Below are 17,485 nucleotides of genomic sequence, written 5' to 3' on the forward strand. Positions count from 1 at the left end.
TTAACTCCGTATTTGCCGCAGTATGTTGTGGGGCACTACGAAGAGAAGATGACACGAGTATCTGCTCTCGAATTTATACTTTTGAATACAGGGGATGGCGGGAAATGCGTTCAAATACACAAAGCTATACTTGCCGATCCGGCCTGAATTACTTTGGCTTATCTATGGATGTCGCTGTAGGCATAGTCGCCGGCAGCCAAGTCACGCTAAATCACACAAGCAATAGATGGTTTCGCTAAGGACTTGGTAATGATATGCAAGCTTAAGCGGTCGATACTTTCATAAATATTAACCCTTTTTCGGTGCCCGATTGAATTACGCTGGCAAATTTGACGCCGCGCTCTCATTGGATGGCCAGGGTCTCCGCTCGCCCGCCTCCGACCATATCGATTCCTTCACCGCAAAAGCGCATGGCCACGTGCCGCAGGGCGCGGTGGTGATCGAAGATCCGAATCTGATCTTTCACGGCGACTTCAAGCGCGCGGGTCTCGATCTCGTGCTCTCGCATGACGGCCACGAGTTCGTCGTTCACGATTATTTTAGGGGCGACAAGCGCGCGGCGATCGCCTCGCCTGACGGCGCGCATCTCACCGGCGATATCGTCAGCGCGCTCACGGGTTATGTTCAGGTCGCGCAGGCCGGGGCCGGCGCGGCTGCGGCGCAGGTCATCGGCCATGTCACCAAGCTGACCGGCAGCGCGACCGCGATCCGCAACGGCGTCTCGGTCATCCTGAACAACGGCGACAACGTCGAGAAGGGCGACGTGGTCTCGACCGGTTCGGACTCGACGCTCGGCGTCACCTTCATCGACGGCACCGTGTTCGGCCTGTCCTCCAACGCGCGGATGGTGCTGAACGAGATGGTCTACGACCCCAACGGGTCGAACAATTCCTCGCTGCTCAGCCTGGTCGCGGGCACCATCACCTTCGTCGCCGGCGAGACCGCCAAGCACGGCGATATGAAGATCGACACGCCGGTCGCCACCATGGGCATTCGCGGCACGGCGGTGCTGACCGAGATCAATTTCATCGTGCCCTCCGGCGGCGGCGACCCACAGCCGCAGGCGAACTTCCAGGTGCTGGTCGAGCCGAACGGCACCACCGGCTCCTACATCCTGTTCGACAAGCTGACGCTGCTGCCGATCGCGACGGTCAACCAGGCCGGCCAGATGATCCAGATCAGCGGCGGCAACGTCTCGATCACCAACGCGCTGCTGTCGCCTGACGTGCAGAAGCTGATCACCGATGTGTTCACGCTGAAGTTCACGGACAACGGCACCAACACCAAGCTCACCAACAACTCCACCGACAGCATCACGCAGACCGGCAACATCGTCACGATCACGACGCCGGACGGCACGAAGGCGGAGGCAAAGTTCACCACACCTGCCCCCCCGCCGAGTGGTCCGGCCCCGGGCGGGACGCCGGGCGGGGGAATCGACCGGATTCCGGGCGCGCCCCAAGCGGCGAGCCTCGATTCCAAAGGCAATGCCACGAGGTCGTTCTCGCTGAAAGAGCATGCGGACGCGACCGCGGATCACTCGACCAAGGCTGGCCATGTCGGCGAGGCCGTGGGGCCGCTCTCGGTGTCCGGCCAGATCACGTTCCTCGATTTCAATCTCGGCGACCGGCCGACGGTGGCGATCAGCCTCGCCGGTGCGCCGAACTTCGTCTATCAGGACGCCGGCCAGCACGATGTCACCGGCTCGCTCACCGCCTTGCAGAAGCAGGACATCGCGGCGACCGAGATCAAGCTCAACGTCGTTGCCGACGGCGGCAACACCAACAATGGTTCGGCGACCTGGACCTACACGGTCCCGGACCATGTCTTCGATTTCCTGGCTGAAGGCGAATCGCTGACGCTGACCTATCTCGTCAGCGTCGATAACAATTTCTCGGTCAATCCCGAAACCAACACCTTCCCGATCACCATCACGATCGTGGGCTCCAACGACAAGCCGGTCATCTCCACCAGCGTCCCGACCATCACGTTCTCGGGCGGCACCAGCGTGCCGGGTGGCCCGCTCACCACTGATGTGCCGACCTCGGGTAAGCTTACGTTCACGGATGTCGATCTCACCGACACGCACACAGTGTCCGTGGTGTTGACAAGCGCCACTCTGCCGGACGGCACGGTTGTGCCGCCGACCCCGCTTGCTGCATTTGAAAAGGCGATGTCGGTCGCGATCGCAAATGGTGCCGACGCAACCGGCAGCGGGACCGGCACGATTAGCTGGTCGCTGGCCGATCTGCCCGTCTACCTCGCCGACTTCATCCCCAAGGGCGAAGTGCTGACGCTGGTCTACACCGTTACGGTTGCGGACGAGCACAATGCGACCTCGACGCAGACCATCACCGTCACGATCACGGGCACCGATGCCCCGGCGGTGGTTTGGATCGCGACGAACCAGCCCTCGGGCGGTTTCTGGAAGGACGCCGCGAACTGGGAAACCGGCACGGTCCCGACCAGCAGCGACGACGTCATCGTCATCACCGATCAGCTGCACGGTCTCACACCGTCCTATCCGGTCACGATCGATGCGGCAGCCTATGCCAATTCGCTGACGATGGACGATTATGACACCACGGTGCACCATACGGCGCCGGAGGTGATCAACAAGAGCACGTTGACGATTTCTGGCACGCTTACGCTCAATGCCGATGCGAAGCTGACAAACCTCGCCGGTGGGCAAATCTCCGTCGGTGGCGCGATCGATGTCGAGACGATCACCAGGAAATCCGGCCAGGTCGTCACCAACACCAGTGCAATCAACAATGCGGGCACGCTCACGCTGGCCGCAGGCGGCAAGATCGACACCCTGACCACCATCGCCAATTCCGGTTTGATCGAGCTGTCAGGCGGCACGCTGACGCTGGACACCGGCATTGCCAATGCCGGCGGTACCGTGCAGGTCGATTCCGTCGCGACGCTGGTTGCCGACGCCGTGACGATCGACGGCGGCACCCTCGCCATTCTCGGCACTCTGGAGCTCGACGGCACCAGCCTGATCGAGAACGGCACGCTGAACAATTCCGGCGCGGTCAACGTCGAGGGTGCGGTCGAGTTTGCGAACGAGACCGTCAGCAATTCGTCTCTCGGCAAGATCGAAGTCTTTGCGGATGCAACGCTGACGGTCGACAAAGGCTCGATCATCAACAATTCGGGCAACCTCATTGTTGACGCCCATGCGGAGATGATCCTGAACGACGCCACGATCAATGGCGGCGCCGTCAAGGGCACCGGCACGATCGACGTCACCGGCGACAGCACCATCGATAGCGGCGCCACATTGAGCGTCGCGACGGTGACCGCCGACGCCAAGCTGACGCTGGACGGTGTCACGGTGTCGGGTTCGACGATTACCGACAATGCCAGCATCGAGCTCGACAACACCGTCAAGCTCCAGGACGGCGCCGAGATCAAGGGTGGCCCGGTTACCAACAACGGCACTCTTGAAGTCGCCGGTCCTGCGACGCTGCTCAATGACGTCGTGACCAACAACGGCACGGTCAAGGTCGACGGCGGCCAGACGCTGACATTGTCAGGCACGGAGATATCCAGCGGCGCCATCAACGGCACCGGCACGATCGACGTCACCGGTAACAGCAAGATCGATGGCGGCGCGACGCTGAGCACGAGCGCGGTGACGGTCGAGGCGGGCACCACCCTGACGCTCGATACCGCCACGGTCGATGGCACGACGATCTCGGATAAGGGCAGCATTACAGTCGACGGCACCGTGAAGCTCACCGGCGGTGCGGTGATCAAGGGTGGTTCGAGCGTCTTCGCCCCGAAGGGTGGAAGCCCTGCCACGGTGGAATTCAACTGGGGGCAGCTCGGCACGTCATTCACGGTCCTCGGCAGTCCGCAACAGGTCGTCGCGACCGACGGCCGAGGCGGCACGGTCTCCTCCGCCGGCGGCGTCTTCCAGCTGCGTGATCAAGGTTCGGGCTGGGCCGGGAATTTCGCGACTGGCACCCATCTGCTGTGGGATAGTGGGGCCGGGCCCGACATTACGATCAAATTCGCGGCGCCGGTCTCATCGGCGGGCGCGCAGATCCAGGCCGACTATTTCGGCGGCTTTACCGCCGAGATCATCGCCTATGATCTCGGCGGCAACGTGATCGGCACGGTCAGTGCAGACGGCGTTAGCACGTCCAGCGGCGACGGTTCGGCGATCTTCATCGACTTCGTCAGCAGCAGCGCTGACGTCGCTATGGTCAAATTCTTGCTGACCAGCGCGACATATTCGCCGAACGATTTTGCCATCGGCCCGGTCCAGTTCTCCGAAAATGCCTCCTTTGGCGGAAGTGGCCCGATCATCAACAACGGCACGCTCAAGATCGAGGGTCCCGCAACGCTGCTCGACGACATCGTGACCAATCATGGCACGGTGACGGTCGACGTCGGCCAGACGCTGACGCTGTCGGGCACGGAGATCAGCGGCGGCTCGATCGCAGGCGCCGGGACGATCGATATCACGGGCGGCAGCGCGATTGACGGCGGGGCGACGCTGAGCACCAGCTTCGTCACGGTCGAGAGCCTCCAGGCTTTGATGCTCGATGCAATGACGGTCGACGGCGCGACCATCACCGACAAGGGCAGTGTCGAGCTCGACGCTACCGTGACACTAAAGGGCGGTGCCAAGATCCAGGGCACTTCGGCAGTCGTCAAGGGTGTGGTCACCAACAACGGTACACTGGAGATCGCCGGTCCTGCGACGCTGCTCAACGACGTCGTCGCCAACGTCGGCGCGGTGCAGGTCGATGACGGCAAGATCCTGACGCTGTCGGGCACCGAGATATCAGGCGGCACCATCAATATCTACAGCGGCCTGTCGGGCGGCACGATCAGCGTCACGGGTGACAGCACGATCGACAGCAGCGCGACGCTGAACAACGGCGCTGTGACTGTTGTGAGCGACGTTACGCTGACATTCGGCGATGCGACGGTGTCGGCGAGCAAGATCACCAATAGCGGCACCGTCAAGGTCGAAGCCGACAAGAAGCTGACGCTCGCCGGTGCCAGCCTGACAGGCGGCGCGCTCGCCATCGCCGGGACGCTCACCTCATCAGGCATCACCACGATTACCGACGCCAACATCTCCAACCTCTATCTGCTGGAGTCGACGCTCGGCGGGCTGCTGACATTGGTGGCGACGACGTCCACCCCGGTGATCACCAATGACGGCGGCACGATCCGCGCCAACAATGCCGAGCTCGACATCAACACCGAGGCCGTCACCAACAACGGCACGATGGCTGCGATCAACGACGGCACGCTGAAGCTGATCTCGACGAAGGTGACCAACAGCGGCGGCGCGGTGTCGATCGAGTCGGGCTCGACGCTCGATCTTTCCGGCGCAACCGTCGACGGCGGCACGCTGACGATTTCGGGCACGCTGGAATCCACCGGCACGAGCGCCATCACCAGCGCAGACATCACCAACACCGGCACGATCACGGTCACCAACGGCGCGCTGACGATCGATCCCGTCGTCATCCATACCCTCACCAACCACCAGCTGCTCCAGGCCAAAGGCGGTGAACTCGACATCTCCGGCGAGCAGATCGTCAACACCGCCGATATCAAGGCGATTGATGGCGGCATTCTGAAGCTGTCGAAACTCGGCGTGACCAATGACGGCGGTACAGTCACGGTCGATGGCACCTCGAAGCTCTATCTGACGGCGGCTTCGATCAATGGCGGCAGCCTCAGCAACTCCGGCAATCTCTACGGCGTTTCCGGTCTGAACACGATCTCGGCCGCTATCACCAGCACCGGCACGATCGAGGTGCAGGCGGGGACACTGAACCTCTCCGGCGGTCTTGCGGGCGCCGGCGCGCTGGTCATCGATGACGGCGCAACGCTGGAGCTCGCGGGAGCAACCGCGCAGACGGTTACCTTCGCGGGCGGCGCCGATACGCTGCAGCTCGACAAGGTCGTGGGCCAGAGCTTTACCGGCACCATCACGGGGCAGTCGTCGAAGGGCGGTACGTTTACCGTGACCGGCGCGGCCGACATCACGGCATCGAGCGGCGACGGACTCGACTTCACCGCGTCGGGTGGCACATCGATCAAGCCCGCCAACATCGTGCTGACGATGACCGGGAACATCACCGGCCTTGCCGGCAACGGCATCACGCTGCGCGACAGCGCAACCGGCGTTGGCGCCATCACGATCGACAATGTCACGGGCATTGCGACCGGAACAGGCGCAAATTCGGAAGGCATTCTCGTCGAGAACCTGAATGCCGCCAACGCCGGCGACATTTCGATCACCCAGCTCGGTGGCGCGGTCGGCGGCGCCTTCGGCATCGATGCGACGACCCACGGCAATGGTGATGTGACTATCGACGCCGGCAGCAACATCACCGGCAGCTCGACCTACGCCATCCGGGCGCGCAGCTATGGCAGCGGCGACATAACGGTCACGACCGAGGCGGGGAGCGTCGTGACCTCGGGCAGCTCCGGCATTGTCGCCGTTAATCGCGCGACCTCGATCGACAAATCTGACGGCAGCACCATCACCGTCAATGCTTACGGCACCATCAACTCCGGTAGCAGCCTGAACCAGAGCGGCAATACGCCAGCCGGTATCCAGGCCGGCTACAATGGAGCGATCACTGGTTCGGCAGCCAACACGGATGTGAACGGCAGCGTCGTCATCAACAATCACGCCAACATCACCTCTGGCGGCCATGGCATCCATGCCTACAACTACGGCAATGGCGATGTGACGGTGAATGACGGCGCGGGCACCGCTGTGACCGGCGCGGTGGCGGGCATCAAGGCGTCGGCAGTCGGCGGCGGTACGGGCGATGTGAGCGTCAACGTCGGTGCCAATGCTCAGGTCACGGGAACGTCAGGCTACGGCATTGATGCGTACAGCCTCAATGCCGGCAACATCAGCGTCGTGATGTCGGATGGCGACGTGCTCAAGTCGGGCAGCGTGGGTATTGACGCCGTCAACGAGGCGACCGCGATTGGCGGCGACGTACACAGCACGATCTTCGTCAGTGCTCGCGGAACCATCCACTCCGGCCCGACCAACACGAACAGCAACCATGCGCCGGCCGGCATCATGGCCGGTTATACCGGCGGTGGCAGCGGCTTCAACGGCGCGGTTCATGGCGACGTCACGGTCGAGAGCCATGCCACTATCACCACCGATGCGGGCTCAGGCATTGCGGCTTTCACTGCCGGCGTTGGCACGGTTACGGTGACGACCGGCGCGGATTCCTCGATCGCGGCCGCAGGCACTGCGATCAACGTGTTCGATCTCGGCGGCGGTGACATCAACGTCACCAATGACGGCTCCGCCACCGGTGCAAGCGGCCTCACGGCTTCCGGCTATGGCGCCGGCAACATCACCATCGCCAATGACGGTCACATCACCGGCACGAGTGGCGTCGGCATCGGCGTGACCCAAGCGCTTAACGCGACGGGCCAGGTTCACATCACCAACGATGCGGACGGACATGTTACCGGCGCGAGCGGCTTGCCGGCGATCGCCGTGAATGCCGGCAGTTTGGCCACGGTTCTGATCGACAATTCCGGCACGATCGGGCCCGATGATGCATCGACCGTCGTCGCGACGACTTACGCCATCTTCGAGGCCGGCGGCGCCATCACCATCAACAACACCGGTCACATCAACGGCAACATCTCGGTTGCCACCGCGACCTTCAACAACGAGTTGGGCGGCACCTGGACCATTTCCGGCACCAGCGTGTTCGGCAATTTGTCCAACATCGACAATGCCGGCGAAATCGATCTCCACGACGGCGCTTCGGTCTTGGGTGCGAGCGGGGCGATCATTGGCATCACCAATTCCGGCGAGATCGAGAGCTGGGGGACCAGCTCGATCACGGGCAATATCACCAATACCAACACGATCGAGATCCATACCGACGGGATCCTGTCTCTGTTCGGTTCGCTATCCGGATCCGGCTCGGTCACCATCGATGCCAATGCGACGCTCGATGTCGACGCCGCGGTGTCGCAGACGATCACCTTCAACGGCGGCGGCGCCGAGCTCCGGATCGACACGTCGAGCTTTGGCGGGTCGATCGCAGGCTTTGCTTCCACCGACAAGCTCGACCTGTCGACCATCAAGTTCGACGGCGGTACCTCCGCGACCTACGATTCCGAGACCGGCGATCTCGTCGTCAGCGATGCCTACGGCCACAGCGTCACGGTGAAGCTCACCGGTGAGGACTACAGCCACGCGCATTTCGCCGGCAGCAGCGACGGCCATGGCGGCACGCTGATCACGCTCAATGCCGCCGACGACGCTCCGGCCTTTAATGCCGCCGAGACGTCGCCGAGCGTGAGCTTCGCCGAACTTGATAACAAAACCGGCGACGGCACAACAGACCCGGCGTCGGGCGGCACCGGCACCATCGATTTCACCGACATCGATCTGACCGAGCGGCCGACCGCGAAGATCACCCACCAGGACGTGACTTGGCTCGCCGCCGACCACACCACGGCTCTGACGTTGACGCCGGACGAGATCTCCGCGCTCGAACACGCGCTGACGCTGCAGCAGACCGGCAACAAGAACAACGGCACCATCGGCTGGAGCTATTCGATCGCCGACAGCTCCCTTGATTTCCTCGGGCAGGGCCAGACCGCGACGGTGGTCTCCACCATCACGCTCGACGACCACCGCGGCGGTACCGACACGGCGCAGGTCACCGTCACGATTTCGGGCGCGAACGATGCGCCGACACTGGCTGCAGTGACCACGGGGCCGCTGTTGGATACGGCCGCGGCCGACACCTTCTCGGACCTCACCGGCCAGCTGGTCGGGACCGATGCCGACACCGGCGAGACGGCAACACTGACCTATGCCGTGCTCGATGCCGAGAGCAACGCAACGACGACGGTCGCGGGCCACTACGGCTCGCTGACGGTCAACGCCAATGGCACCTACGACTACACACCCGATGCCAACGCGATCAACGCGCTGTCGGCGGGCTCCTACACCGACACGTTCACGGTGCAGACCACCGATGCGCACGGTGCCACCGGCACCGCGACGTTCACCGTGGACGTTACCGGCGCGAACGACGCGCCGACAGTGGCTGCGGTGACCACGGGGCCGCTGGTGGATACGGCCGCGGCCGACACCTTCTCGGACCTCACCGGCAAGCTGGTCGGGCATGACGCCGACACCGGCGAGACGGCGACGCTGACCTATGCCGTGCTGGATGCCGAGAGCAACGCGACGACGACGGTCGCGGGCCACTACGGTTCGCTCACGGTCAACGCCAACGGCACCTACGACTACACGCCCGATGCCAACGCGATCAATGCGCTGTCGGCGGGCTCCTATGCCGATACGTTCACGGTGCAGACCACGGATGCGCACGGTGCCACCGGCACCGCGACGTTCACCGTGGACGTTACCGGGGCGAACGATGCGCCGACAGTGGCTGCGGTGACCACGGGGCCGCTGGTGGATACGGCCGCGGCCGACACCTTCTCGGACCTCACCGGCCAGCTGGTCGGGCATGACGCCGACACCGGCGAGACGGCGACGCTGACCTATGCCGTGCTGGATGCCGAGAGCAACGCGACGACGACGGTCGCGGGCCACTACGGTTCGCTCACGGTCAACGCCAACGGCACCTACGACTACACGCCCGATGCCAACGCGATCAATGCGCTGCCGGCGGGCTCCTACACCGACACGTTCACGGTGCAGACCACGGATGCGCACGGTGCCACCGGCACCGCGACGTTCACCGTGGACGTTACCGGGGCGAACGATGCGCCGACAGTGGCTGCGGTGACCACAGGGCCGCTGGTGGATACGGCCGCGGCCGACACCTTCTCGGACCTCACCGGCCAGCTGGTCGGGACCGACGCCGACACCGGCGAGACGGCAACGCTGACCTATGCCGTGCTGGATGCCGAGAGCAATGCGACGACGACGGTCGCGGGCCACTATGGCTCGCTGACAGTCCATTCCGACGGCAGCTACGACTACCTGCCCGACGCTGCGGCGATCAATGCGCTGTCGGCGGGGTCCTATGCCGATACGTTCACGGTGCAGACCACCGATGCGAACGGTGCCACCGGCACCGCGACGTTCACCGTGGACGTTACCGGCGCGAACGATGCGCCGGTTGTCACGCAAGCCAGCCTCGCCGTGTCGCAAGGCGGCACCACCACCTTGTCGACCGCCGACCTGAACTATGCCGACCCCGACGGTCCGAACGGCTTCGTCACCTACACCGTGTCGAACGTGACCCACGGCTACTTCGTGCTGGACCACGACGGAAAGTCCGATGTCGCGGATTCCTTCACGTCGGATGACGTCGGCGCCGGTCGCGTGCATTTCGTGGATGATGGCGATGCTTCGGCTCCCACCTTCTCGGTGACCGCCAATGACGGAATCCTCGATGGGTCGACGGTCGAGGCCAACATCAATTTCACGCCGGCGCTGGCCGACCACACGCTGACCTCAACGGCGGGCGTCAGCATCCTGGTTTCCCCATACGGGGCAACCAGCGGCTTCGTCTTCCCGGGGGCCAACAACGTCACAACGCCTGGCACGCCGGAAGACCGCATCGTGCTCGGCTATGTCCAGGGGCGCAGCACCACCGTGCTGAACGCCGACCCCATGGAAGGCTGGCACGACTTCACTCCAATCAGCTCCGTCTTCTCCTCGACCGCCACCGGCTCGATGGTCACGACCAAGCTCGACGCGGCCAACGGCGTCACACTGACTCAGGCTGTCTCGCTGGGTGCCGACGCCAATTTCTTCACCACCACGGTCGACATCAAGAACGGCAGCGCCTCCGACCTGACCGATGTCAGGTTCATGCGCACGTTCGATCCGGATCAGGATATCAATCGCGGAACGTTCAGCACTTACAATGACGTGGTGCAGAATCCGGATACGCTGCACCATCTGGCGATCGTTTCCGCGACCGGTCCTTACTCCGGCGTCGACGTCGCTCTCGTTGGTCTCGATGACACCTGGCGCGGATCCGTGTTCGGCTTCACCAATACCGATCCGTATGATTTCTACGCCTACGACAATCCCATCGATCCGAACGGATCGTTGGCCGATGTTGCGATCTCCCTGACCGATGCGATCGGCACCATCGCGGCTGGAGACCACGTCCAGGTCACGTATCTCACGACGACGAACGTTGCTACGGATGGCAGCAATGCGTTGTACGGGACTGCCGGCAACGACACCATCGACGGCTTGGGTGGCGACGATCTCCTGATCGGGCTCGACGGAGCGGACACGTTCGTCTTCGCGCCCGGCTCGGGGCACGACACCATCCTCGATTTCACGCCGGGAACCGACAAGATCGCGCTCAACGGCTTTGCGGGTATTCCGCTCGGCGGAAACGGCTCCTTTAGCGAGGCCAACCTCGACACCTGGAAAGCAACTCCCGGCGTGTTTGAAACCGTCGGTTCTGACGTCCTCATTCATCTCTCGGCAGACGATTCGATTCTGCTGAAGCACGTGAAGGTGGGCGATCTGCACGCCACTGATTTCATCGCGGGCCCCGAGATCACCGGCGACCTCGCCACCGCAGTGGTCAAGGGCAATTCCGTGAAGTTGACCGGGCTCGGTGCCGGGGCGGCAGCGGATCTGCTGGCTATCGATCCCGGCACGACCGCAGACCATCTCGTCTACACGGTGACCCACGCGAACCACGGTCATCTGGCGAACGCGCTGGACGGTCCGGCCATTACCAGCTTCACCCAGGCCGATATCGACAACGGACACGTGGTCTTCGTGGCCGACGACCCCACCTATGTCGGCGGAGCGAACTTCACGGTCACCTTGTCCGACGGCATCGCGCGGCCAGTCACGCCGACCGCGACGGTCGGCGTCAACATCGTGGACGCGCAGATTGCAATCAAGACGGGAGCCGGGTTCGACTTCGATCAGGACGATCCGATTGGGACCTTCGGAGCCGGGCGGATTCAGGAATCCCATCCGCCCACCACGTTCACGGTCGCGAACCTCGCAGCCAATCGCGACTTCATCGTCAAGGGGGTGGGTCTCGCCTTTGCCGGCACGGGGGATGATCTCCACCTCACCGGCGGTACGATTACCTCAATCGAGGAGCTGACCCATGACACGTCAGCACCGCTTCTCACGCTGACGCTCTATGTCTCCGCGACCGACTGGATGAATGGCACCGCAGCCCAGGCGCATGGTGACAAGAGCTTGATGGACGCTTTGACCAAGTCCTGGGCGTTCAACGTCATCGGCAATGCCGGGGCGGACAACGTCGGGGCCAATGCGTTGAACGACGTCTTCACCGGCAACGGTGGCGACGACAGCCTCGACGGCAGCTACGGTTATGATCGCGCCAACTATGGCAATGCAACCGGACCGATCGACGTCCATCTCGCGGCCGGCATCGTCACCGGCGATGCGTCGGTCGGAAGGGATACTCTGAAGTCGATCGAGCTGGTGACGGGTACCAACTTCAACGACGTCTTCGATGCGAGAGGGTTTAGCTCTACCAGCGACAACGCCGGCAGCATCATCACGGCGAACACGGCCGGTATGTTCAACGAGTTCGAGGGACGTGGTGGTGACGATACGATCACCGGAAACGGCGTGACGCGCATATCCTATGCGCACGCGACGTCCGGTGTCACTGTCACCTTCCATGCCGACAGCTGGACCAGCAGCTCGAGCGGCGGTTCGGGCACTGCGACCGGAGACATGTCGACCGGAACCGATACCTTTACCGGCGTCTTCTCCGTTCGCGGTTCCAGCTATGCCGATACTTTCCACGGCAGCAACAATCCGTCCGGCTCGGCCGAGGAGTTCGAGGGAAGGGGCGGTAACGACCTGATCGACGGCGGCGGCGGCTTCGATCGCGCGCGATACGACGGCGCCGTGGACGGTGTCGGCATTCTCGTCAATTTGGCTGATGGCACCGTGTCCGGCGGCTCCGACACCGGCACCGACACGCTGAGGTCGGTCGAGGCGATCTGGGGCACGAATTACGACGACACCTACAACGCGGCCGGGTTTACCGCCTCGTCCACGAACGCGGGCAGCGCCGGTGCGAACGGCAGCGGCGCGGCGTTCAACGAGTTCGAGGGCGGCGGCGGCAGCGACACCGTGATCGGCAACGGCAATACCCGCGTCACCTACGTTCACGCCAACAGCGGTGTCACCGTCACGCTCGGCAGCTCGGGCTCGGGGGACGCCTATGGCGACTCTTCGGTCGGGCACGATCACTTCACGGGCGGTGTGAACGCGGTCCGCGGTTCGGAATTCAACGACATCATCGTCGGCAACGGCGGCAATAACGTGCTCGAAGGTCGCGGCGGCAACGACGTTCTGCGCGGCATGGCGGGCAATGACACGCTGACCGGCGGCACGGGCGCGGACATCTTCGTCTACGACCGGTTCGGCAATGGCAGCACCGGCCACGGTACCGGCACCGGCGGCATCGATACGATCACCGACTTCAACTCCGGCGAAGGCGACCGCATCGACCTGCGGTCGCTGACGAATCTGACGAGCTTCAGTCAGATACTCGCCAATGCCCTCGAGACCGGATCCGGGCCGACGCTCAAAACCACCATCACATTCGGTGGTGACGACACGACTGAGCTCGTGCTGCTCGGCGTCTCGAAGGCCAGCCTCAAGGCCAGTGACTTCATCCTGCATTCGGCGACTCATGACTCGGTTGCAGTCACCGTGCAGACGCCCGACGGCTACGATTTCAGCACGCTCTACACCGATATGTCCGTGAGCACGCTGGCCACTGCCGCGAACACGATAGACCACATCTTTGCCGTCGACAGTGCCAGAGGCATAACCTTCGAGCTGATCGGGTCCTCGTTCAACTACGATTCGACCACCCATAAGGTGACCGGCGGGACGATCACCGAGATCGACATCTTGAACGGGACAGATCCCGCCCAGACCACACAGGACCATGTCCTGGTGAATTCGAACGGCTGGAGCATCAACGCCACCAACTTCTTCGCCGCGCTCGGGCAATATGGCAGTCTCGATCCGTCCACGCATGCGACCGGAAAGCTCGCGCTCGACAACATTTTCGGCTCGGCCATCTACAGCTATGTGGGCAGTGTCGGAGCTTACGACGAGTTCGGCCGCCAGCACCTCGGCGCCGATACGTTCGTCGGCGGCAACAATGCCGATGTGTTCAATGGTCTCTCCGGTCCGTCCGGCCCGCTTGATCATGGTCAGGACACCGTCGACTACTCCAACGCGCCGGGCGCGGTGTCCGTCAACCTGCTGACGGGTGCGACTGCCGGCAGTGCTGCAGGCGACGTGTTCATTTCGATCGAGAATCTCCGCGGTTCATCCTTCGGCGATACGCTGACCGGCGACGGCAACGACAACGTGCTCGAAGGCGGCGGCGGCAACGATGTCATCGACGGCGGCGCCGGCTTCAACACCGCGAGCTACGCGCACGCCAGCACCGGCGTCACCGTCAGCCTGGCCGCGGTCGGGCCGCAAGATACGATCGGGGCGGGCATCGACACGCTGGTCAACATCCAGGCCCTGCGCGGTTCGGACCACGACGACACCCTGACCGGCAACGGCGCCAGCGTGCTGGAGGGCGGACTCGGCCACAACAATCTGATCGGACAGGCGGGCCAGAGCGACACTGCGAGCTATGAGCACGCAGCTGCCGGCGTCACCGTCGATCTGTCGATCACGGTTGCACAGGACACCAAGGGTGCCGGCGTCGATACGCTCACGAACATCGCCAATCTCTCCGGGTCGCATTTCAACGACATCCTCACCGGCGACAGCCACGACAATCTCTTCATGGGCAATGGCGGCCAGGATACTTTCGTGTTCAAGACCGTCGGCGGGATCGGTCACGACACCATTGGCGATTTCGTCTCGGGCCAGGATCATCTCCGGCTGGACGTTGCCGCGTTCGACGTGAACGATCCCGGCAGCTTCAACGCCTGGTATGGCGCCCACGTCGCTGCAGTCAATAGCGGCTCCGATCTGCTGATCGACCTCAATCATGACGGCAAGGACACTATTCTGCTCAAGAACGCGTCGGTCGGCGGCTTGCACGCCCACGACTTCATCCTGCCGGCGGGAGGCGCCTGATCGCCGTTCCGGAGCGTCGGTGACTTGATCTGTCGTCCAAACAAATCTGTGCTGATCCGCACGTGGCGTGATATCGAGCGGGAATGAAACGTCTCAAGATCCTGCGCCGGTGGTTTGCGCGAAAGTTCGGCTTTGCGCGGCTGCTGTGCCTTGGGTTGCTGGTCGTGTTTGCGGCCTTGCGCGTCTGGGATCCGCCGCCGGTGCAGGAGCTGCGGCTGCGCACCTTCGACATCTTCCAGCTGATTGATCCCCGTCAAAAAACGGTGCGGCCGGTCACCATCATCGACATCGACGACAAGAGCCTCGCCAAGTTCGGCCAATGGCCGTGGCCGCGCACGCGGATCGCGGACATGATCGGCAACCTCACCAATAACGGTGCGGTTGCGATCGGCTTCGACGTCGTGTTCTCGGAGCCCGATCGGCTCAATCCGGATCTGGTCGCCGGCCAGATGCGCTATCTCGACGACGCCACCCGCGCCAGGCTGCGCGAGCTGCCGAGCAACGACCAGATTCTTTCCGACGCGATCAGGCGCTCGCACGTCGTCCTCGGCGAGACCGGCCTGCCGGCGGTCGAGTCCGAGCTCGACAAGACGCTGCCCTTCACCGGCGTCGCGACCGTCGGCGAGGAGAATGCCGAGAAATTCCTGTTCGAATTCCCCGGCCTGCTCCGCAACGTGCCCGTCATCGAGAAGGTCGCCGCCGGCCGTGGCCTGTTCTCGATCAAGACCGAGCGTGACGGCCTGATCCGCCGCGTGCCGATGATCATGCGCACCCAGGGCAACATGATCATGCCCTCGCTCAGCCTGGAGATCCTGCGGGTGATCACGGGAACACCGACGCTGCTGGTCCGCACCGACAAGACCGGCATCCGCGCCATCCGCCTCAAGGGCTTCGAGATTCCGACCGACAAGAACGGCCAGCTCTGGGTGCACTACGCCAGGCAAGATCCCTCGATTTACGTCTCGGCGGCCGACGTGCTCGACAACACCGTCTCGCCGACCAAGATCAACGGCAAGCTGGTGTTGATCGGCACATCCGCGGCCGGACTGAACGACATCAAGACCACGCCGGTGTCCTCGACCATGCCCGGCGTCGAGATCCATGCCCAGGTGCTCGAAAGTGTGCTGAGCCGCGCCGTCATCTCGCAGCCGAACTACGCGCTCGGCGTCGAATTGATCGCCGCGCTCATCATCGGCATCCTCGTCATCATCTTCACGCCGAATCTCGGCCCGGTCCGGCTGGTGCTGGCCGGCGCGATGTTTGCCGCGGTCCTGGTCGGCACGTCCTGGTTCTATTACGCGCAGTACCGCTACCTCATCGACTTCACCTATCCGTTGCTGTCGACCACCGCGATCTACCTCACCTTCATCTTCTCGAGCTTCGTGCGCGAGCAGCGTCAGCGCGTGCAGATCCGCGGCATCTTCGCGCAATACATGTCGCCCGTGCTGGTCGAACAGCTCGCGCAATCGCCGGAGAAGGTCGTGCTCGGCGGCGAGGAGCGCGAGATGACGATCATGTTCTCCGACGTGCGCGGCTTCACCACGATCTCGGAGAGCTACAAGCACGATCCGCAAGGCCTGATCACGCTGATGAACCGCTTCCTGACGCCGCTCACGGACGTGATCATCGAGCAGAAGGGCTACGTCGACAAATACATGGGCGACGCCATCATGGCGTTCTGGAACGCACCGCTCGACGATGCCAGGCACCAGCTCAATGCCTGCGAGGCCGCCATCCAGATGCTCGAGAAGATCGACGTGGTCAACAAGGAGCGCGAGCAGGAGGCCGCCGATGGCGGCCACGTCTACATTCCGCTCAATGTCGGCATCGGCCTCAACACCGGCATCGGCGTGGTCGGCAACATGGGCTCCGACCTCAAGAAGAACTATTCGGTGCTCGGCGACAGCGTCAACCTGGCCTCACGCCTGGAAGGGCAGACCAAGGAATACGGCTTCCCGATCATCGTCGGCTCCCGCACGGCGCTCGCCGTCAAGGACAAGTTCGCGATCCTCGAGCTCGACTTCATCATGGTCAAGGGCAAGACCGAGCCGGAGGTGATCTATGCCATCGCCGGCCGCGAGGACGTGATGCATTCGGCGGCGTTCCAGCGCCTGCGCAACGTCACCATCGAGATGCTCTCCTGCTACCGCGGTCGCGACTGGCAGGGCGCACTCGACGCCATCGAGCGCGGCCGCCGCAGCGAGGATGCCGACACGCTGGAAAAGCTGTTCAAGCTCTACGAAGCGCGCATCAAGGAGTTTAGAGTGAACCCGCCGCCGGAAGGCTGGACGGGCGCATATGCTCTGCTGACGAAGTAGGGCGCATGTGAGGCGAGCTAGCGCCTCACAAATAGTGTCGTCCCGGCGCAGGCCGGGA

The 17,485-nt window shown here is 63.3% G+C and carries 2 protein-coding genes; both read left to right on the plus strand.

What is annotated here, in order from left to right:
* Window positions 1–346: 346 nt before the first annotated feature.
* Window positions 347–15,109: a VCBS domain-containing protein gene (locus M2427_RS04765; RefSeq protein ID WP_280705032.1), complete on the plus strand. Its 14,763-nt coding sequence runs from the start codon at window positions 347–349 to the stop codon at window positions 15,107–15,109.
* Between the two features lie 83 nt (window positions 15,110–15,192).
* A complete protein-coding gene (locus tag M2427_RS04770; protein ID WP_280705033.1) occupies window positions 15,193–17,427 on the plus strand; it encodes an adenylate/guanylate cyclase domain-containing protein in 2,235 nt (744 codons plus the stop codon).
* Window positions 17,428–17,485 lie beyond the last annotated feature (58 nt).

It is taken from the genome of Bradyrhizobium sp. BR13661, assembly GCF_029892425.1.
In the GTDB taxonomy this organism is placed as follows: domain Bacteria; phylum Pseudomonadota; class Alphaproteobacteria; order Rhizobiales; family Xanthobacteraceae; genus Bradyrhizobium.

Coding starts and splice junctions, on each gene's coding strand:
- M2427_RS04770 (WP_280705033.1), top strand. CDS start 15,193: ATGAAACGTCTCAAGATCCTGCGCCGGTGGTTTGCGCGAAAGTTCGGC.